This is a genomic window from Nocardia cyriacigeorgica GUH-2 (assembly GCF_000284035.1).
GTDB classification, from domain to species: Bacteria; Actinomycetota; Actinomycetes; order Mycobacteriales; family Mycobacteriaceae; genus Nocardia; species Nocardia cyriacigeorgica_B.
Genome location: NC_016887.1, coordinates 4834193 through 4853031, shown reverse-complemented (window position 1 = coordinate 4853031; position 18839 = coordinate 4834193). Strand labels below are relative to the sequence as shown.

Here is an 18839-nt window from a genome sequence, read left to right as displayed (position 1 = left end):
TACGCGGCGTCGAGTCCGGGCGCTCGGCGAATTGTCAGGCCGAAGCCTGGTCGTCGGCCGGCCAGATGCTGCGCAGCGGGCGCAGTCCGTCCTCGACGTAGTCGGCTACGGGGCGGGTACCGCCGTCGAGGTACCACTGCTCGAGGGCGGCGAAATAGCCGAAGGCCAAGGCATTGGCGGCCACCCGGGCCTGAGTGTCGGTCAGTCGCCCGGTCGACGCGATCAGCGGGGTGAGTCGCTGCGCGGTGCGGTCGGCCGAGGCGCAGGCGGCCATGCGCACCGACGGCTCGGAGAAGTGGTAGCGAATCCTGCGCCACGGCCCGGTGTCGACCGCGCGGTCTGGCGGGCCCGAACGGTGCTCGGCCACGCCCTCGTCGGTGCGCACCGAGCGCAGCAGGCTGCCGATGGGATCGCGCGGATCCACCATTTTTTCGATCTCCTCCGCGCTGAGGGTGTCGAATTCGTCGGCGACGATGATCCCTTCTTTCGTGCCGAAGAGGCGATAGACCGTCGATGCCGACACTTCGGCGGCCGCCGCGATTTCGTCGATTGTGACGGCGCCGAAGCCCTTCTCGTCGAACAGGTCGAGGGCTCGTTCCTGGATGGTGTGCATCGCCTTGACGCGCCAGCGTTCGCGAAGTCCGCTCATGCGGTCACAGTATCAGCAAGTAACTGTCTGAAGCGTCTGGCTGTCTTTCAGGCATTGACTGTCTGTAGACGGGATCGTACAGTCACTCTCTAGAGAAAGTGACTTTCTGAAATGCGGCGCCCTGCGCTGCTATCGCCTCTACGCCCTCGCCACGAAGGACTCGTGCCATGCACCGACTCGGCCACCACACCCCGCTCCGGCCGTTATCCGGACCCGCTACGCGAGGGGGCCGGCATGACCGCGACTGACACCGACGTCACGCCCGCACCGTCCGCACGGTCCGCCACTCGCACCGACCACACCTCGGTCGCGGCGTTGCTGCGCCCGCACGCCCGGGGATTCGCCGCCGTGATCGGTCTGCAAGTCATCGGAGCGGTTGCCGGGCTGGCGCCGCTGCTGGCCGTCGTGGAGTTGGGCCGGGTTCTGCTGTCTCCCGGCCCGATCGATGACGGCCGGGTCTGGTCGGCGGTGCTTCTCGGGGCCGCGGGCCTGTTCGTCCGGCTGTTGTTCACCGGCGCCTCGTCCGGACTCGGCCATGTCCTCGACGGCCGGGTGCAGCTGTCGCTGCGCCGGCAGTTGGCCGCCCATCTCGGTCGGGTGCCGATGGGCCTGCTCGCCCGGCGGCGCACCGGTGAGCTGGCCAAGGTGGTCGGCGAGGATGTGAGCGCGGTGCATCCGTTCATCGCCCATGCGCCCGGCGAGCTGGTGTCGGCGTTCGTGGTGCCGCTGGTGTCGCTGCTGTATCTGCTCACCGTCGACTGGCGGCTCACCCTGATAACCCTGATTCCGGTGCTGCTGGCGGTGGCGCTGGTTCCGTTGATGATGACCCCGGCCCGGCAGCGTGAACAGCGCGATGTCGATGCGGCGATGGGACGTATCGCCGACACCGCGGTGGAGTTCGTGCAGGGCATCGCGGTGGTCAAGGCCTTCGGCGGTGGTGACCGCGCGCATCGTCGGTTCCGCACGGCGGTCGACGATTTCGCCGAAACCTTTGTGCGCTGGGTGCGCGGTATTTCGCCGATCGCCGCCGGGATGCAGCTGGCGTTATCGCCGCCGTTCGTGCTGCTGGTGGTGCTGACCGGCGGCGCGGCCCTGATCACCGGTGGCAGCCTGGCGGCCGCGGATCTGCTGCCGTTCCTGCTGCTCGGCCTCGGCCTGACCGCACCGGTCGCCGCACTCGGCCACGGATTCGACGACTTGCAGGCGGCCGGCCGTGCGGTCGGCAGGATTCGCGATGTGCTCGATGTCGAGCCGCTGCCCGAACCCGCGCATCCGGTCGCGCCGCGTGGCCATCGGGTGCGCCTGCGCGATGTCGGATTCGCCTACGACACCGGCCGTGAGGTGCTGCGCGGCATCGACCTGGTGCTCGAACCGGGAACGGTCACCGCGCTCGCCGGACCGTCCGGCAGTGGCAAATCCACTCTGGTGCAGCTGCTTCCGCGGTTCTTCGATCCGACCCACGGCACCATCACCATCGGCGGAGTCGACCTGCGCGAGATCGACAGTCACGCGCTCTACCGGACGGTGTCGTTCGTCTTCCAGGATGTGCGACTGCTGCGCGCCTCGGTGGCCGACAATATCGCGCTCGCCGTGCCGCACGCCGACCGCGAGCAGGTTGTGCGGGCCGCCCGGCTCGCGAACATTCACCAGCGAATTCTCGAGCTGCCACACGGCTACGACACTGTGCTCGGCGTCGACGCCGGGCTGTCCGGCGGCGAATCGCAGCGACTGGCGCTCGCTCGCGCGCTGCTGGCGGACACGCCGATTCTCGTTCTGGACGAGGCCACGGCATTCGCCGACCCGCTGACCGAACACGCGGTACGCGAGACCCTGACCGATCTGCGCGGGGAGCGGACCCTGCTGATCATCGCCCACCGGATGGAGACCATCGCCGACGCCGACACCGTCGTCCTGCTGCGCGACGGCGAGATCGTCGAGCGCGGTGCGCCTGCGCGACTGCTGGCCGGAAACGGCCCGTTCGCCGAGTTCTGGCGCACACATCGAGGAGAGGAACTGTCATGATCGCCCTGCTGCTGCGCGTGCTCGGGCACCGGTACGCGGGTCCGGTGCGACGGGCCGTGGTCCTGATGACCGTCACCGCGATCGCCGAAGGTGCCTCCTATGCCTTCATGGTCCCGGTGCTGCGGGAGTTGCTCGGAAGCGATCCGGGCGCCGCCCGGCCGTGGCTCGCGATGTTCGCCGCCGCCGTCGCGGGCTACGCGGTGCTGCGCTATGTCAGTGATCTGGCCGGTTTCCGGGCCGGCACCACGCTGCTGCGCGGCACCTATCACCGGCTCGGCGATCATCTGGCCCGGCTGCCGATCGGCTGGTATGGCCGTGACCGGGTCGGTGAGGTATCGGTGCTGGCCAGCCGGGGTGTGCTGGAAGCGATGAGTGTGATCGCGCACCTGCTCGCGCCGTTCATCGCCGCGATCGTGACGCCGCTGACGATCGTCGTCGTGATCACCGTCGTCGACTGGCGGCTCGGCCTGGCCGCGCTGATCGCCGTGCCGCTCGTGGCAGCGATCCAGTCCAGGACCGCACCGGCCATGGCGGCCGCCGACGCCGAACGCCACGACCGTGACCAGCAGGCGGCCGGGCGAGTTATCGAATACCTTCAAGCCCAGCCGGTGCTGCGGGCGGGCGGGCGCACCACCGAACGGTTCGGTCTGCTCGACGACGCGCTGCGCGGCATCGAACGCGCCTCCCGTCGCTCGGCACTGTCGGCCGTGCCCGGCGTCGTCGGACTCACTCTCGCTGTCCAAGCGATGTTCACCGCGCTGCTGGCCCTCGGGGCCTACCTCGCTGTGGGTGGATCCCTCGGCGCCGCCGAGGTTCTCGCGATCCTCGTGCTCGCGGCCCGTTGCGCGGACCCGGTGCTCGCGCTGGCCGACATCGGCGGGAAACTCCGCAGTGCGCGGGCTCAGCTCGTCCGGCTGGACGCGCTCCTGCGCACCGAGCCGCTGCCGGAGCCTGCCCAACCGCTCCAGCCGAACGGTCATGATCTGGAGTTCGACGCCGTCACCTTCCGTCGTGGCGCCCGTACGGTGATCGACGAGCTGAATCTGACCGTGCCGCAGGGCCGGCGGGTGGCGATCGTTGGGCCGTCCGGCGCGGGCAAGAGCACCCTGCTGCACCTCATCGCACGCTTCCATGATGTGCATGCGGGGGCCGTCCGAGTCGGCGGTGTCGATGTCCGCGATATCGGCACAGCCACCCTGATGGCGCAGATCGCCGTCGTCTTCCAGGATGTCTATCTTTTCGACGGCACCATCGAAGACAACATCCGGCTCGGCAGGCCCGAAGCCACCGACGCCGAGGTCCGCGCCGCCGCGAGCGCGGCGCAGCTGGACGAGGTGATCGAACGACTACCCGGCGGCTGGCTCGCCGACGTCGGCGAAGGTGGCGCCCGGCTCTCCGGTGGTGAACGTCAGCGCGTCTCCATTGCCCGCGCCCTGCTGAAGGACGCGCCCATCGTGCTGCTCGACGAGGTGACCTCGGCCCTGGATCCGGCCAACGACGCCGCCGTCCACCGGGGCATCGAACGCCTGATGGCCGGGCGCACGGTGGTGCTGGTGGCCCATCGCCTGCACACCGTGCGTACCGCCGACCAGGTCGTCTTCCTCGACGAGGGCAGGATCGTGGAGGCGGGGACCCACGCCGAGCTACTGCGCGAGGGCGGTCGTTACGCCGAGTTCTGGAGCATGTCGGTCGACAGCCGGGCTGTCGACGCGAGCAGAGATCGGTCTCAGGTCGTGCCGTGATTCATCCGATAGGCGGATGCCACCGGTTTGCAGCGTCACTACCGTGGGTAAAGGGCCGGGCCGCATGAGGAGGAAGACGTGAACATCATCGATCTCGGATCGTCGGCACTGAACCTGGCGAACACCGTCACATCGCTGGCCGCCAACGTGACGTACCTGTTGCAGGCCTGGGGTCTGCTGTAGTCGTCCCCCGGTAGCCGCGCCCGGCCGATGCGCGGGCAGGAGGACGAAGCCCGCGGACCGAACCCAGGCAGGCCTCACGGACGGGCGGCGTAACCCGGGGCGACGAAACGCTGAACCAAGCGGCGTTCGGCGGCGGCGTCCGGGAGCGGCCAGGAGAGCAGTGACAGCACGACGCGGACGACCCATTGGGCGGCCTCGTCGTCGGTGGTGCGGGTGAGGCTCGCCGCGATGCGCGACAGCACCGGCGAGGCGGTCAGATAGCCATCGCCCGCGGCGGAGCGGGTCGCCAGCCAGCGCGACAGCACCGGGTCGGCGCGGATGGCCGCGACCGACGCCAGGATCGCCTCGACTACCCGGCGGGCGCCGGTATGCGGTGCTACCGCTGCCGCGACCCGTTCGCCGACGGTGGCCGCGGACCTGGTCAGAACGGCGTCGACGAGCGCGGCCTTCCCGCCGACATGCCGATACAACGTGGCGCGCGAACAGCCCGCCCGGGCGGCTACCTCGTCGACGCCGACGTCGTCGATCCCGCGTTCGAGGAACAATGCGGTGGCGGCCGCTTCGATGCGTGCGACAGCGGCCGCGCGGCGGTCGCCACCGGCGAGCCAGTCTCGGCGGTGCTGAGCCATGCCGTCGCCTCCTGAAGTCGGGTGTCGTCTCAGCATGAGACAACTTCCACAATTTGTGTACCCCATATCTCGACGTCATCCGCCGATGTCGATGGCATCTCCGCCGGGAACCCCTGCCGCTTGTCTCGCGCCGAGACCTCTGTTGACCTGGGTATCGGCGACAGCGCAGCGTCGATCCCGGTAACGGCAGCGAGAACGGGAGTGCGCAGTGGTGGCACCGAGCGGTATCGACATCTTCGACCCGGCGAATCTGGACGACCCGTATCCGATGTACCGGATGTTGCGCGAGCAGTCGCCGGTATGGCGGGTCCCGGGGACCGACTTCTTCCTGGTGACGTCCTGGGACCTGGTGACCGAGGCCGCCACCCGAGTCGAGGACTTCTCCTCGAACCTGACCGGGGTGATGATCCACCAGCCGGAGGGCCCGCCGCTGGTCTTCGATATGGACGGCGGCGGCCAGGCCGTTCACGTCCTGGCCACGGCCGACGAGCCGGTGCACGCCGCGCATCGCAAGCTGGTCTTCCCGTACATCGGCAAACGCGTACGCGGCCTCGGGCAGCTGGTGCAGGACATCGTCGACCGGCTCTGGCGCGAACAGCTGCGCGGTGACCGCATCGACATCGCTACCGGGATGGCAGACCGGCTGCCGCTCGCGGTGGTCGCCGAGATCATCGGGTTGCCGCCGCAGCACGTACCGCAATTACTCGGCTGGGCCTACGACGCCACCGAGATGCTCGGCGGCATCGTCGCCGAGGGACGGCTGCCCGGGTTGGTCGGCTCCGCCGCCGAACTTGCCGGATACCTGCATGATCAGTTCGCTCGCGCCCTCGCGAGGCCCGATGGCACCGGGATCGGGCTGCTGGACGTACTCGCCTCGGCATGCCGACGCGGTGAGCTCGAACCCGACGTCGCCGTGCTGATCCTGGTGCAGTTGGTCGGCGCGGGCGGCGAGTCGACGGCGGGGCTGATCGCGAACGCGGCGCGGATCCTGGCCGAGCACCCGGGCATACAGGATCGGTTGCGCGCCGACACCGCCGCGATCCCGGCCTTCCTCGAGGAAGTTGCGCGGGTGGAGTCGCCGTTTCGCGGACACCATCGCCACATCACCCGGGAGACCACGCTCGGCGGGGTGGCGCTGCCCGCGGGCGGTCATCTGTTGCTGATGTGGGGCGCGGCCAACCGCGACCCGGGCACCTTCACCGATCCGGACATCGTCGATGTGGACCGTTCCGGCCGCACCACGCTCGCGTTCGGCAAGGGCGCGCACTTCTGCATCGGCGCTGCCCTGGCCCGGATGGAAGCCCTGGCCGCGATCACCACGCTGCTCGAGCGCACCACCGGATTCGGGCTGGTGGACGATGCCCCGCCGCGGTGGGTGCCCAGCCTGATGGTCCGCAGGCACGCGAGCCTGCCCCTGCGGGTCCGGCTACAGTGATGGACACCTGTCCGAGCGGTGTTCCGGTCAGCGGGACTCGGGGCGTGGGCAGGCGCGTTCCACCCATACGCCCGGCTACGGTGAGAGTTGTAGCCCGCCCGGGCCACGCGCGCAGAGAGGAGAGATCGTGCCCCAGAACGTCCGAGGTGTCATCGCCCGTCGATCGGGTGCTCCGGTGGAACTCGTCACGGTCGTGATCCCGGACCCGGGGCCCAACGATGTGGTGGTGCGGGTGCAGGCGTGCGGGGTGTGCCACACCGATCTGACCTACCGCGAGGGTGGGATCAACGACGAGTTCCCGTTCCTGCTCGGCCACGAGGCGGCCGGAATCGTGGAGACGGTGGGCGAGGCCGTCACGCATGTCGAGGTCGGCGATTTCGTGGTGCTGAACTGGCGCGCGGTCTGCGGGCAGTGCCGGGCGTGTAAGCGCGGGCGGCCCTGGTACTGCTTCGACACCTTCAATGCCAGCAAGCCGATGACGCTCGAGGACGGCACCGCACTCACCCCCGCCCTCGGCATCGGAGCGTTCGCGGACAAGACGCTGGTGCACGAGGGTCAGTGCACGAAGGTCGATCCGGACACCGATCCGGCGGTCGCCGGCTTGCTCGGCTGCGGCGTGATGGCGGGGCTGGGAGCGGCGATGAACACCGGCAATGTGGGCCGTGGTGATTCGGTGGCCGTCATCGGCTGCGGTGGCGTGGGCGATGCCGCGATCGCGGGCGCCCGGCTGGCCGGGGCGACCACGATCATCGCCGTCGACCGCGACCCGAGCAAGCTCGACGCCGCCCGCGAACTGGGCGCCACCCACACCATCGACGCCTCCACCGCCGACGCGGTCGCCGAAATCCAGGAACTCACCGGCGGTTTCGGCGCCGACGTGGTGATCGACGCGGTCGGCCGCCCGGAAACCTGGAAGCAGGCGTTCTATGCCCGCGACCTGGCGGGCACCGTGGTCCTCGTCGGTGTGCCGACTCCCGATATGACCCTCGAGATGCCGCTGATCGATTTCTTCAGCCGCGGCGGTGCGCTCAAATCCTCCTGGTACGGCGACTGCCTGCCCGAACGTGATTTCCCCACGCTGATCGAGCTGTACCGGCAGGGCCGGTTGCCGCTGGAGAAGTTCGTCACCGAACGGATCGGGCTCGACGCGGTGGAAGAGGCCTTCCACACCATGCACGGCGGCAAGGTGCTGCGTTCGGTGGTCGTGCTGTGACCCGGGTGGAGCGTATCGTCACCTCCGGCCAGTTCTGCCTGGACGGCGGCTGCTGGAATGTGGACAACAACATCTGGCTGGTGGGCGACGACAACGAGGTGCTGATCATCGACGCCGCCCACGACGCCCGCCCCATCCTGGACGCGGTGGCCGGCAGGCGCGTCACCGCCATCGTCTGCACCCACGCTCACAACGACCACGTCACCGTCGCCCCGCAGCTGTCGGCCGCCACCGGTGCGCCGATCTACCTGCACCCCGCCGACGACGTGCTGTGGCAGCAGACCCATCCGGGCGTCGAGTACACCGCACTCGGCGACGGGCAGCGGCTCGAAGCGGGCCCCGCGCAGCTCGAGGTGCTGCACACCCCCGGCCATTCCCCGGGTTCCTGCTGCCTCTACCTGTCCGAGCTCGGCGAATTGTTCAGCGGCGATACCCTTTTCGAGGGCGGGCCGGGCGCCACCGGCCGCTCGTACTCGGACTACCCGACCATCCTGGCCTCGATCAACGACCGGTTGTTCGCCTTGCCGGACGAGACGGTGGTGCACACCGGGCACGGGCCCGACACCACCCTGGGCGCCGAGCGCGCGAATGTCCCGGCTTCGGCGGGCACCGAGTCCTGATCTCGGGAGCGGTCGTGGGCGAAGATGTTCTGTGGGGTGGCGATAAGCGTTTGCCAACCGTGGCAATCGTCCGGGCGACACGCGCGCGTGTTCTGAGAAGATAAACGGCGCAAGGTATTTCATCGACCACGCGCCGTTCAGGTCGCGCTGTCTCGAAGGGCCACAGCCATGACGAGCCTGCCTGCTTTTCCCGCCGCCGAGGAACGACCACTCGACACCTGTCGCCGGCTACAGAAGATCGCTCCCGTTGTCGAAGTCGAATTTCCCGGCGGCGTGCCCGCCTATCTGGCGCTGACACACAAGGCGGTCGAGGAGATCCTCGCCGGCGACAACAAGACCTTCGCCCGCGACCCGAAGCACTGGCCCGCGCTCTATGACGGATCGATCCCCGAGGACTGGCCGTTCCGGGCCATCGTCCAGGGCGACCACCTGTCCACCAAGGATGGTGCGGACCACCGCCGGTTGCGCGGTCTGGTCGGCAAGGGCTTCACACCCGCGCGGGTGCGCGCGCTGGAACCACGCATCCAGCAGCTCATCGACGCGCTACTGGACGAGGTCGAGCGGGCCGGAGACGGGGTCGATTTGGTGCCCGCCTTCTGTGACGCGCTGCCGATGGCCGTGATCAGTGAACTGTTCGGGGTGCCGGAGTCCGAGCGGGCGCAACTGCGGCGGTGGACGCTGGCCTCGCTGCGCAGAACGCCACGCCCGAGGAGGCGTTCGACACTCAGGTCGCGCTGCGTGGGTATCTGTACGAGTTGGTGCGGCGCAAGGAGAACGAGCCCGGGGACGACCTCACCACCGATCTCGTCCGCGCCCGCGACGACGGGGAGCGGCTCACCACCGACGAACTGGTCGCGGTGCTGTGGCTGATGCTCATCGCGGGGCATGAGACGACGGTGTATCTGCTCGGCAACGCCGTGCTCGCGCTGTCGCAGCATCCCGATCAGCTCGCGATGACGAAGGCACAGGATCGGTGGGCCGAGGTGGTCGAGGAGACGCTGCGCTACCGGCACTCGGTGATGATGACGAGTTTCCGGTTCACCCTCGACGATGTGACTATTGCCGGCGTGCCGATTCCCAAGGGAAGCGCGGTGGGCGTGGTCTACCAGGCCGCCGGGATCGATCCGGCGCAGCACGGAGATACCGCGAATCGGTTCGACATCACCCGGCCGCAGGGCGGGCACCTGGGATTCGGACATGGCCCGCGCTACTGCATAGGTGCGCCGCTCGCACGACTGGAGGGCAGGTTCGCCCTGGAATCGCTGTATCGACGGTTCCCGGACCTGAGCCTGGCCATCGATCCGGACGACGTCCCACACGCCCCGTCCTTCTTCACCATCGGCCCGCTGTCCATACCGGTGAACCTGGGTAGTTCTCGGGGCTGAACGCGAACCCCGTGGGAACCTGCGTGGCGCGCCGGGATTGCCCGGCGCGTCACTCGGGTGAAGCATCCACTGGACGCGGCCGACGCCCCGGACGCTTCGGATCCCGGCGTCCGGACGGCGGTGGCCGAATGCCGGTCAGGGCGCCGCGGTAAACGTCACCGCAGCCGTCGCGGCCGGGTCCGCCGTCACCGCGCTCACCCGCACCCACGTGTTGTTCACCGCGGCCGCGCCCGAGAGCGGGTCGGTGAGCGATGGGTCGTGCAGCAGGTTCACATTGACGCCGGGCTGGGCGGCGGCCACACTCCAGCCGACACCGGGTGCGCTGTGGCCCCACCCGTGCGGAATGGCGACGACGCCGCGGCGGATGTCGTCGCTGATCTCGACCGGCAGGGTGATCGCGCCGACAGGGGAGGCGACGGTTGCCGAATCACCGTCGGCGAGACCGCGTTCGGTGGCGTCCACGGGGTGCATGAGCACGGTGCAGCGGTCGCGGCCCTTCATCATCGTCGGGATGTTGTGCAGCCAGGAGTTGTTGCTGCGCAGGTGGCGGCGGCCGATGAGTTTGAGATCGAAGCCTTCGCCCGGGGCGGTCAGTGCCCGACCGGCCGCGGCATCGTCGAGGACCGAGGTGATCGCGCGTAGGAAGTCGGGCGGTGCGAGCTGCACCTTGCGGTCGCGGGTGCCGATCAGTTCGGGTAGCCGCGGCCGCAAGGGGCCCAGGTCGATGCCACCCGCGGCCTCGCGGATCCGCTTGACGGTCAACCCCTTACGGCCTTTGCGCAGCACACCGTACGGGCCCGTCGCGACCGCACCGGCAATCATGCGTTGCGGACTCAGTTGCGCGAATACCGCGTTCACGGCCCGCCCGGTGAACCGGCGGACGGGCAGCGGCACCACCTCGGTGATCAGCCGAGCCAGGATCTGCCAGTCCTCCATAGCGTCGGCGGGCGGCTCGAACACCTTGGCGTCGTAGCGAGCGTTGTTGCGCACGCTGAACACCGGGAACAGGATGTTGAGTTCCTCGCGCTCGAGCGGGGACACCGGCGGCAGGATGATGTCGGCGTGACGCGTGGTCTCGGTGATATACATGTCCACGGCGACATAGAAATCGAGCGAGGACAGGGCCGCTTCCAAGCGCCCGCCCTGCGGGGTGGACAGCACCGGATTCCCGGCGTAGGTGATCATCGCCTTGATCTGGCCTGGTCCCTCGGTGAGGATTTCGTCGGCCAGCACGCCGACGGGTAGCTCGCTGCGGAAGGACTTGTGTGCCCCGGTGCGGTCGGTCCACGCGCCGTGGCCCATCGGCAGGTATTTCGCGTAGCGAGCGGCGTCGACCGGTGGGGTGCCGAACATCTGGCCGCCGGCCCGGTCGAGGTTGCCGGTGACCGCGTTGATCGTGTTGACCAGCCAATGCGTCAGCGTGCCGGTCACCTGCTGGCATACCCCGATCCTGGCGTAGAGCACCGCCGACGGCGCGGCCGCATGGTCGCGGGCCAGGCGCCGAATCGTCTCGGCGTCGACGCCCGCGTGCGGCGCCATGGATTCCGGTGTGGTCCCGGCGACCAAGCGGCGCAACCGTTCCCAGCCCGCGCATTGTTCGCGCACCGCGCGCTGGTCGCAGAGCTTTTCGGTGACCAGCACGTGCAGCATGCCGAGCAGCAGATACACGTCTCCGCCCGGTGCGACGGCGACGTGTTCGTCGGCCAGCCGCGCGGTTTCGGTGCGCCGCGGGTCGATGACGACGACGCTGCCGCCGCGGGCGCGCACATCGCGGATCCGCTGTTTCGCGCCGGGCATGGTGGTGATGGAGCCGTTGGAGACCGCCGGGTTGGCGCCGAGGATCACCAGCCGGTCGGTGCGGTCGATATCGGCGATCGGCATCAGCACATTGGAGCCGAACATCCGCCAGGCGGTGAATTCCTGCGGGAACTGGTCGATGGAGGAGGCGGAGAAGAAGTTCCTGGTCATCAAGGCCGCACGCAGCAGGCCGCCGTAGAGCACCGAGGAACTGTGCGCGGCCGGATTGCCCATGTACATACCGATGGCGCTGGGTCCGTGCGCGGCGCGGATCGCTCGTAGCCGCTGCCCGATCTCGTGGAACGCCTCGTCCCAGCCGATCGGCTCGAAGCCCTCGCCGACCCGCCGCATCGGCGTGCGGAGCCGATCGGGATCGTGGTGCAGACCGCCCGTCGCCGTGGCCTTCGGGCAGATGTAGCCCTTGGACAGCACGTCCTCGCGGTTGCCCTCGATGCGGGTGACCCGTTCGTCTTCGACCGTGACCAGAATTCCGCAGTGCGCCTCACACAGCGTGCATTGCCGCGCGACCGTTCTCGTGCTCATCGATGAACCCGCCCCTTCTGTCGACGTCGGAGTCCACGCTATCGGGTGAACGGGCCGGATAGATCCGACTACGGTCGGATTTCTCGACGGCGCAGCGTATTACCGGGGTCGGAGGATGATCACCGGAATTTTTCGGTCGGTCCACGACTGGTAGCTGTCGAAATCGGCGTAGAGGTCCACCAGCATCGGCCACAGCCGGGCCCGCTCTGCGTCGTCGGCGACGTGGGCGCGCACCAGCCGGCGTTCGGTGCCGATCTGCACCGCGGCCTCGGGATCGGCGACCAGGTTGCGGTACCACTGTGGATGGTTCGGCAGCCCGCCCTGCGAGGCGACGACCACCAGGTCCTCACCGTCGACCAGGTACACCAGGGGAGTGGTGAACAGCTTGCCGGACTTGCGTCCCCGGTGTTCGAGCAGCAGATTGGGCGCGGGCTTGCGGAAGGCGGCCCCGACGCGCCAGTTCTTGCCGATCCGGCCGCCACTGCGCTGGTAGAGCCACACATGGGCGCGCGACATCAGCTTGATGATCTTAGGTACCAGCGGCGAATCGAGTTTGGGTGGGCGTTTGGTCGGCACGGCGTTTCCGTTCAGAGGAGGTCAGCGCAAGATGAGTAGTGCGGATTTCTCGATGCGGTCGGCGATTTCGGAATACGACCCGTATCCCATGCCCGCCCGCACCAGTGCGCCCGCGTAGAGCAGTTCCAGCGATTCCACGACGTCGTCGTCGGCGTCGGGTCCGAGGGCGCGCACGATCCGTTTGCGGATCTCGCCGCCGATGCGGCCGCGCAGATGCGCCACATCGGGGTCGCGACCGAGCAGCGCGCTGGTCACCGCACCCGACACCTGCTGCTCATCGGCGACGAGCATGGCGATATTGCGCAGTTCGGCGACCACCCGGACCTTGGGATCGGGGTCCTCGCTGACCGGCGACGGTGACGCCGCCAGTCGCCGCCAGAAGATCTCGGCGACCAGATGTTCCTTCGAGGAGAAGTAGGTGTAGGCGGTGGCCGTGCCGACCCCGGCCGCCGCGGCGACCATCCGGATGGTCATCCCCGCGAATCCTTCGCGCGCGAGTACCTCCACCGCCGCCTTGGTCAGCTTGTCGACGGTGTCGGCCTGCTTCTCGGTGAGGCGACGCCGGGTCGCCTCGAGGATGATGGAATCGCCTTCGGACATGTGTCTGGATACTACATTCTCAGTTCTTGGCCGCGGCGATGCCCGCGCGGCGTCCGTAGAAGCTGCCGTCGCCGAGCGAGGCCCCGCTGACATAGCCGCCGGCGCAGATGCCGGAGGTGCAGCGCCCGGCCGCGTACAGCCCGGCGATCGGCGTGCCGTCGACGTGCAGCACCCGGCTGTCCAGGTCGGTGCGCAGCCCACCGAGGGTGAAGCCCGCGGTGAATCCGCGCATATCGAAGCCCGCGACCGGGCCCTCGATCGGCGTCACCCATTCCGGTTTCTTGCCGAGCAGGGGATCGGCGCCCTTGGTGGCATGGCGGTTGTATACCTCCACCGTCGAGGTCAGCGCCCCGGCGGGCAGCCCCATATCGGATTCGAGTTCGGCGACCGATTCCGCGGCCCAGGTGGGCGGCTGCCGGAAGAACGGCGTGGAGGTCTCGGTGGTCAGCGCCTGTTCGTAGGCGGATTCGCCGATGACGAGATAGGCCTGGTTGTCCTGCTGGATCAACGTGGCCTGACCGATGCGGCCCGGGTAGGTGTCCTCCGCGATGTAGCGCTGGCCGCGTCCGTTGACGAGGATGCCGCGCGCGAGCAGCTGCGGATCGCCGAAGAACGCCACCTCGGTGGCGTCCATATGGGCCAGCTCCGCGCCGAGGGCCTGCGCGACCCGGATGCCGATGCCGTCGTGCTCCTCGATGGCGGCGGCGGGCCGTCCGATCAACCGCGGTGCGTACCCCTCGATCATCTGCTGCTGGTAGGCGAAGCTACCGGTAGCCAGCACCACACCGCGGTCGGCGCGGATCGCGACCTGCTTGCCGTAGCGTTTGGCGATCACACCGACGACCCGCTCGCCGTCGACCACCAGCCGCTGGATCCGCATGTCGTATTCGACGCCGACGCCGAGCTTTTCGGCGGTCTCGGCCAGCGGCTTCATCAGCATGTAGCCGCCGCCCTTCTCGCCGGTGCGCTTATCGGACATCTGCGGCACGTGGCCGCGCGGGGCAGGTTCGGCGATGGTGTTGAACGGGGCCGCGTTCTCCCCGCCGGTGTACATCAGGCCCTCGTCATGCGGCGGCTCCCAGCCGGGTTCGGCCCAGAACGCTTCCCGGAACGGCACACCGTTGGCCACCAGCCATTCATAGTGCTCGACGCTGCCGTCGCAGTAGTCGACGATCTTCTCCCGATCCGCGCCCGGACCGAGCGCGGCGAGCAGGAACTTCGCCATGTTCTCCGGGGTGTCGTCGAAGCCGAGCGCCCGTTGCAGGGGCGTGCCGCCGCCGAGGTAGATGAATCCGCCGGCCAGCGCGGCCGCACCGCCCCAGCCGCCGGTGCGTTCCAGGATCAACACGCTCGCGCCGGCCCGCGCGGCCTCGATGGCGGCGCAGACCCCGGCGATCCCGTACCCGGCGACGACGACGTCGGCCGCGTGATCCCAGCTCGCCACCTCCGTCACCGGCAGCGGGCGGACGGTGGTCGGTGTCGATTCAGCCATGCTGTGTACTCCTTACAAATCTGTGCGCGCGAGCCGGACGGGTGCGCATCGAACCCGCGGGCCGGCCTGCTCGCGCCGATCCCGTCTGCCGCCGTCGGTGATTCGCCGCCGAGTCGACGTCCGGTGTCGCGGCGTGGTTACGCTCCGCGCGGGGGTCTGCCGCGGCAGCCCGGGGCCGGGCGATCGTGGTCGCGCGAGTGCCGATCCGAGCATCGTGTGCGCTGCTTCGCCGCATGTCCAGGGCTTGTCCCACTGTGTGGCGCGATGGCGCTGCCGCCGGCCTCATGACGTCGGCGGTTCGGCGGAGGTCTCCTGCTGCTTCTGCTTGTCCCGCGCCGCCTTCTTCTGCTGACCCACGATCGTGGTGACCGAGATGTCGAGCTTGCTGCCGTTCGGCCAGCCGATGTAGTGGCACAGGAACAGCGCGATCTCGTGCAGTTCGTCCTCGGTGAGCTCGCCGTTGCGCAGGGCGGCGCCGATCTGGATGGCGGCGGTATCCATCAGCCCCTGCGCGGTGAGCGCGCCGAGCAGGACCAGCCTGCGGTCGCGGATGCTCAACCCCGGCCGGGACCAGACATTGGCGAACAGATGGTCGGCCGTCATCGCGAAATGGTCGCTGGGATAGTCCTGGAACGGGGTGCCGTACACCTCCTCCATCTTCGCCAGACCGCGTTCGCGCAGCGTGGGTTCGGTGCCATTGGCGGTGGGCTCGCTCATGCGCGCATCTCCTCTGTCGCGGGGGCCGGGGCGTGGATTGATGTCGAGCTCATCGGCTCTCCTCGTCGGGTGCCTGCGGGACACCGAGTCCCGGCCCGAGATGCTCGCGCGCCAGCGCCGCCAGCGGCAGGTCGATGCCGAGCCGCTTGCCCAGATCCAGCGCCAAGGCCAGGTCTTTGTCGCCGAGACCGCGCACATGGCTCATGATCGGCAGCCAGAAATCGCCCTCGGCGATCGGCCCGGTGCGATCGCGCAGCATGATGGCACCGGGTCCACCGGTCACCGCGTCGGAATGCCGGACCACCTTGCCGAGGGTGGTGAGGTCCAGGCCCGCCGCCTCGGCCAGCCGCTGGGCCTCGGTGGCCGCGGTGAACGCGACGAAATGCAGCAGGTTGCGGGCCAGTTTCATGCGAGTGCCCGCCCCCACCGGACCGGCGTGCACGATGAGATCGCCGAAGCAGCCGAACGGTTCGCGCACCCGGGCGAAGGCGGTCTCGCTGCCGCCGACCATCACCGCCAGCGCACCACGGTTCGCGCCCGGCGCACCACCGCTGACGGGTGCGTCGACCAGTTCCACACCGTGTTCGGCGCACCGCGCGGCCTGCTCGACCGCGGTGGAATCACTGATCGTGGAATGCACCGCGACGGTGGTGCCGGGCGCCGCGGTCTCCAGCAGCTCGCCCACGACTTGCCGAACCTGTGCGTCGTCGACCACGACCACCGAGATCACCGCGCACTTGGCCGCGAGTTCGGCGGTCGAGGACGCGGACTCGGCGCCGGCGTCGGTGAACGGCGTCACGGCCTCGGCACGCATATCGCAGACGGTGAGCCCGCCCGGCCAGTCGAGCAGCCGTTTCGCCATCGGCGCGCCCATGCTCCCCAGGCCGATGAAGCCGATCCGGGCCGCGCCTGCCGCCTCGCTCACGACCGGAACACCTGCCCGCCATCGACATTGAAGATCTGCCCGGTGACCCAGCTCGCCTCGTCCGACAGCAGGTACAGGCAGGCGCCGACCAGATCCTCCGGCGTGCCCATCCGCTTGAGCGGCAGCCGCTTGATCATGTCCTCGACGATGACGCCCGGCGTCACCGTCTTGGTCGCCTCGGTATCGATCGGCCCGGGCGCGATGGCATTGATCCGGATCTTCGAACCACCGAGCTCGAAGGCCAGCTGCTGGGTGAGGCCGTTGATGCCCACCTTCGCCAGCCCGTAGAACCCGGAGTACACCCAGGCGGCGGTGGAGGACTGGTTGACGATCGACCCGCCGCCACCCGCGGCCATATGCTGCCAGACCGCCCGGGTCATGATCAGCGCGCCGTTGAGGTTGACGTTCATGAACCGCTGGTAGTAGTCCCACGGCACGGTGAGCAGCAGGTCCAGCTTCATATCGCCGTAGATGGCGGCATTGTTGACCAGGTGGTCGATGCCACCGAATTCGGCGACGGTGAAATCGGCCAGCGCCGCGGCGGATTCGGGATCGGCGACGTCGACCTCGGCGAAGACGGCGGTGCCGCCGTCGGCGACGATCTTCTCCGCCACGGCGGTGCCGAGTTCGGCATTGCGGTCGGCGACCACGACTTTCGCGCCCTCGGCGGCCAGCGCCTGGGCGTAGGCGGCGCCGATGCCGCGCGCGGCTCCGGTGACGATGGCCGACTTTCCGGTGAAACGGACCATGATGGGTGCTCCTGATGCAGTGAGGGTGACGGTCAGCTGGGGGCGGCGGTGGCGATGAGCTTGGTTTCCAGGTATTCCTCGAACCCGGCCACGCCCATTTCGCGCCCGATGCCGGACTGCTTGTAGCCGCCGAACGGTGCGTCGGCGGAGTACCAGACACCGCCGTTGACGGCGAGGGTTCCGGTGCGCACCCCGTCGGTGACGCGCCGGATGCGTTCGGGGTCGGTGCCCCAGACCGCGCCGGACAGGCCGTACGGGGAGTCATTGGCGAGGCGGATGGCGTCGTCGTCGCCGTCGTGCGGGATCACCACCAGCACCGGGCCGAAGATCTCCTCGGTGGCGATGGTGGCGTCGGGGGCGACGTCGGCGATGAGGGTGGGTTCGATGAAGTAGCCGCGCTCGCGTCCGGCCGGGCGGCCGCCGCCGGTCACGATGCGTCCGCCTTCGTCGCGGGCGATCGCGAGATACCGTTCGACCCGGTCGCGTTGCCGCGCCGAGATGAGCGGTCCGCAGACCGTGCCGGGCGCGGATGGATCGCCGGGGACGATGCCGCCCATGGTGGTCGCCGCGATCTGGACGGCCTGGTCGTAGGCGGCGCGGGGGACCAGCAGCCGGGTGGTCAGCGCACAACCCTGCCCGGCGTGCACGCAGACCGAGAAGGCGGTGACGCCGACGGCCGCACCGATATCGGCGTCGTCGAGCACGATGGCCGCCGATTTGCCGCCGAGTTCGAGGAAGGTCTTCTTGATGGTCGCCGCGGCCGCCGTCATCACCGCGCGACCGGTGGCGGTGGAACCGGTGAAGCTGACCATATCGACGCGCGGATCGGAGCTCAGCTGGGCGCCGAGGCCGTGATAGTCGGAGGTCACGATATTCACCACGCCGGCCGGGATATCGGTGTGCTCGGCGATGATCCGGCCCACCGCGGCCGCACACCACGGGGTGTCCGGCGCCGGTTTGAGCACCACGGTATTGCCGGCCGCCAGCGCCGGGCCGAGCTTGGCGAAGTTGATCTGATGCGGGAAGTTCCACGGGGTGATGGCGCCGACCACGCCGGTGGCTTCGCGCCGTAGCACCCGATGGCTGCTGACGCCCATCGGCGCGGCCACCCCGAGATCGGTTTCCCAGCTGTAGGTCTCGGCCAGCTTGGCCGCGAAATCCAGATCGGCGATCGGGCCTTCCAGCTGCGGTCCGCGGGTGAACATGATCGGCGCGCCGGCCTCGGCGATGGTGATCTCGCGCAGCTGCTCGACATGGTCCTGGAGGGCGGTGCGCAGCTGGGTCAGGCAGTGCGCGCGGAAGGCGTGGTCGCGCGACCAGTCGGTGGTGTCGAAGGCCGTGCGGGCGGCGGCGATGGCGGCATCCATATCGGCGGCGTCGGCATTGGCGGCGTGCCCGAGTTCTTCCTCGGTCGCCGGGTTCACGGTGCTGAAGACGCCGGCGCCGCCCTTGCCGATCAGTTCGCCACCGATCAGCAGGGGAGTGCCGTCTGCGGACAGCAGACTGTTCATAGTCGACTCCGTACGTGTCTGGACAGGTGTACGGAATATAGTCCGGACTCT

17 protein-coding genes are annotated in these 18839 nt (G+C 69.1%); 7 read left to right on the top strand and 10 right to left on the bottom strand.

Features of this window, described 5'->3' with window-relative positions; genetic code table 11:
- Window positions 1-34: 34 nt before the first annotated feature.
- Window positions 35-649: a TetR/AcrR family transcriptional regulator gene (locus NOCYR_RS21995; protein ID WP_014352613.1), complete on the bottom strand. Its 615-nt coding sequence runs from the start codon at window positions 647-649 to the stop codon at window positions 35-37.
- Between the two features lie 234 nt (window positions 650-883).
- Between NOCYR_RS21995 and NOCYR_RS21990 the strand changes: the two genes are divergently transcribed.
- Together NOCYR_RS21990 and NOCYR_RS21985 are read left to right on the top strand one after the other, a co-directional pair.
- On the top strand, window positions 884-2671 hold the full coding sequence (locus tag NOCYR_RS21990) for an ABC transporter ATP-binding protein (protein WP_014352612.1): 1788 nt from the start codon (window positions 884-886) through the stop codon (window positions 2669-2671).
- On the top strand, window positions 2668-4413 hold the full coding sequence (locus NOCYR_RS21985; RefSeq protein WP_014352611.1) for an ABC transporter ATP-binding protein: 1746 nt from the start codon (window positions 2668-2670) through the stop codon (window positions 4411-4413). The genes NOCYR_RS21990 and NOCYR_RS21985 overlap by 4 nt, the downstream gene beginning before the upstream one ends.
- 257 nt (window positions 4414-4670) lie before the next feature.
- Here the strand turns inward: NOCYR_RS21985 and NOCYR_RS21980 are convergent, their stop codons facing one another.
- A complete protein-coding gene (locus tag NOCYR_RS21980) occupies window positions 4671-5225 on the bottom strand; it encodes a TetR/AcrR family transcriptional regulator (protein ID WP_014352610.1) in 555 nt (184 codons plus the stop codon).
- A 268-nt stretch (window positions 5226-5493) separates the two neighbouring features.
- On the opposite strand from NOCYR_RS21980, the gene NOCYR_RS21975 reads away from it, so the two are divergent.
- The 5 genes from NOCYR_RS21975 (at window position 5494) to NOCYR_RS21960 (ending at window position 9878) form a co-directional block, all read left to right on the top strand.
- Window positions 5494-6660: a cytochrome P450 gene (locus NOCYR_RS21975; RefSeq protein ID WP_081505615.1), complete on the top strand. Its 1167-nt coding sequence runs from the start codon at window positions 5494-5496 to the stop codon at window positions 6658-6660.
- A 127-nt stretch (window positions 6661-6787) separates the two neighbouring features.
- The gene (locus NOCYR_RS21970) at window positions 6788-7873 is read left to right on the top strand and encodes an S-(hydroxymethyl)mycothiol dehydrogenase (RefSeq protein ID WP_014352608.1); all 1086 of its coding nucleotides are present in this window, start codon (window positions 6788-6790) and stop codon (window positions 7871-7873) included.
- The gene (locus NOCYR_RS21965) at window positions 7870-8493 is read left to right on the top strand and encodes an MBL fold metallo-hydrolase (protein ID WP_014352607.1); all 624 of its coding nucleotides are present in this window, start codon (window positions 7870-7872) and stop codon (window positions 8491-8493) included. The genes NOCYR_RS21970 and NOCYR_RS21965 overlap by 4 nt, the downstream gene beginning before the upstream one ends.
- Before the next feature lie 168 nt (window positions 8494-8661).
- Window positions 8662-9363, top strand: a complete 702-nt coding sequence (locus tag NOCYR_RS30615; RefSeq protein ID WP_231855981.1) for a cytochrome P450 — start codon at window positions 8662-8664, stop codon at window positions 9361-9363.
- Window positions 9252-9878, top strand: coding sequence for a cytochrome P450 (locus NOCYR_RS21960; protein WP_231856134.1), 627 nt, complete (start codon window positions 9252-9254; stop codon window positions 9876-9878). The genes NOCYR_RS30615 and NOCYR_RS21960 overlap by 112 nt, the downstream gene beginning before the upstream one ends.
- Window positions 9879-10013: 135 nt before the next feature.
- On the opposite strand, the gene NOCYR_RS21955 is transcribed toward NOCYR_RS21960, so the two are convergent.
- From NOCYR_RS21955 to NOCYR_RS21920, 8 genes are all read right to left on the bottom strand, one after another.
- Window positions 10014-12218: a molybdopterin oxidoreductase family protein gene (locus NOCYR_RS21955; protein ID WP_014352604.1), complete on the bottom strand. Its 2205-nt coding sequence runs from the start codon at window positions 12216-12218 to the stop codon at window positions 10014-10016.
- Window positions 12219-12317: 99 nt separating this feature from the next.
- On the bottom strand, window positions 12318-12734 hold the full coding sequence (locus tag NOCYR_RS21950) for a nitroreductase family deazaflavin-dependent oxidoreductase (RefSeq protein ID WP_081505614.1): 417 nt from the start codon (window positions 12732-12734) through the stop codon (window positions 12318-12320).
- 81 nt (window positions 12735-12815) lie between these two features.
- Window positions 12816-13394: a TetR/AcrR family transcriptional regulator gene (locus NOCYR_RS21945; RefSeq protein ID WP_014352602.1), complete on the bottom strand. Its 579-nt coding sequence runs from the start codon at window positions 13392-13394 to the stop codon at window positions 12816-12818.
- 19 nt (window positions 13395-13413) lie between these two features.
- Window positions 13414-14886 (bottom strand): FAD-dependent oxidoreductase, encoded by a 1473-nt coding sequence (locus NOCYR_RS21940; RefSeq protein ID WP_014352601.1) that lies wholly within the window; start codon window positions 14884-14886, stop codon window positions 13414-13416.
- Between the two features lie 282 nt (window positions 14887-15168).
- On the bottom strand, window positions 15169-15603 hold the full coding sequence (locus tag NOCYR_RS21935) for a carboxymuconolactone decarboxylase family protein (RefSeq protein WP_014352600.1): 435 nt from the start codon (window positions 15601-15603) through the stop codon (window positions 15169-15171).
- A 49-nt stretch (window positions 15604-15652) separates the two neighbouring features.
- A complete protein-coding gene (locus tag NOCYR_RS21930) occupies window positions 15653-16528 on the bottom strand; it encodes an NAD(P)-dependent oxidoreductase (RefSeq protein ID WP_014352599.1) in 876 nt (291 codons plus the stop codon).
- Window positions 16525-17277: an SDR family oxidoreductase gene (locus NOCYR_RS21925; protein WP_014352598.1), complete on the bottom strand. Its 753-nt coding sequence runs from the start codon at window positions 17275-17277 to the stop codon at window positions 16525-16527. The genes NOCYR_RS21930 and NOCYR_RS21925 overlap by 4 nt, the downstream gene beginning before the upstream one ends.
- Window positions 17278-17309: 32 nt before the next feature.
- The gene (locus tag NOCYR_RS21920; protein WP_014352597.1) at window positions 17310-18788 is read right to left on the bottom strand and encodes an aldehyde dehydrogenase; all 1479 of its coding nucleotides are present in this window, start codon (window positions 18786-18788) and stop codon (window positions 17310-17312) included.
- Window positions 18789-18839: the final 51 nt, after the last annotated feature.

Coding starts and splice junctions, on each gene's coding strand:
- NOCYR_RS21920 (WP_014352597.1), bottom strand. CDS start 18,788: ATGAACAGTCTGCTGTCCGCAGACGGCACTCCCCTGCTGATCGGTGGC.
- NOCYR_RS21925 (WP_014352598.1), bottom strand. CDS start 17,277: ATGGTCCGTTTCACCGGAAAGTCGGCCATCGTCACCGGAGCCGCGCGC.
- NOCYR_RS21995 (WP_014352613.1), bottom strand. CDS start 649: ATGAGCGGACTTCGCGAACGCTGGCGCGTCAAGGCGATGCACACCATC.
- NOCYR_RS21945 (WP_014352602.1), bottom strand. CDS start 13,394: ATGTCCGAAGGCGATTCCATCATCCTCGAGGCGACCCGGCGTCGCCTC.
- NOCYR_RS21990 (WP_014352612.1), top strand. CDS start 884: ATGACCGCGACTGACACCGACGTCACGCCCGCACCGTCCGCACGGTCC.
- NOCYR_RS21935 (WP_014352600.1), bottom strand. CDS start 15,603: ATGAGCGAGCCCACCGCCAATGGCACCGAACCCACGCTGCGCGAACGC.
- NOCYR_RS21940 (WP_014352601.1), bottom strand. CDS start 14,886: ATGGCTGAATCGACACCGACCACCGTCCGCCCGCTGCCGGTGACGGAG.
- NOCYR_RS30615 (WP_231855981.1), top strand. CDS start 8,662: ATGACGAGCCTGCCTGCTTTTCCCGCCGCCGAGGAACGACCACTCGAC.
- NOCYR_RS21955 (WP_014352604.1), bottom strand. CDS start 12,218: ATGAGCACGAGAACGGTCGCGCGGCAATGCACGCTGTGTGAGGCGCAC.
- NOCYR_RS21975 (WP_081505615.1), top strand. CDS start 5,494: ATGTACCGGATGTTGCGCGAGCAGTCGCCGGTATGGCGGGTCCCGGGG.
- NOCYR_RS21980 (WP_014352610.1), bottom strand. CDS start 5,225: ATGGCTCAGCACCGCCGAGACTGGCTCGCCGGTGGCGACCGCCGCGCG.
- NOCYR_RS21950 (WP_081505614.1), bottom strand. CDS start 12,734: ATGTCGCGCGCCCATGTGTGGCTCTACCAGCGCAGTGGCGGCCGGATC.
- NOCYR_RS21985 (WP_014352611.1), top strand. CDS start 2,668: ATGATCGCCCTGCTGCTGCGCGTGCTCGGGCACCGGTACGCGGGTCCG.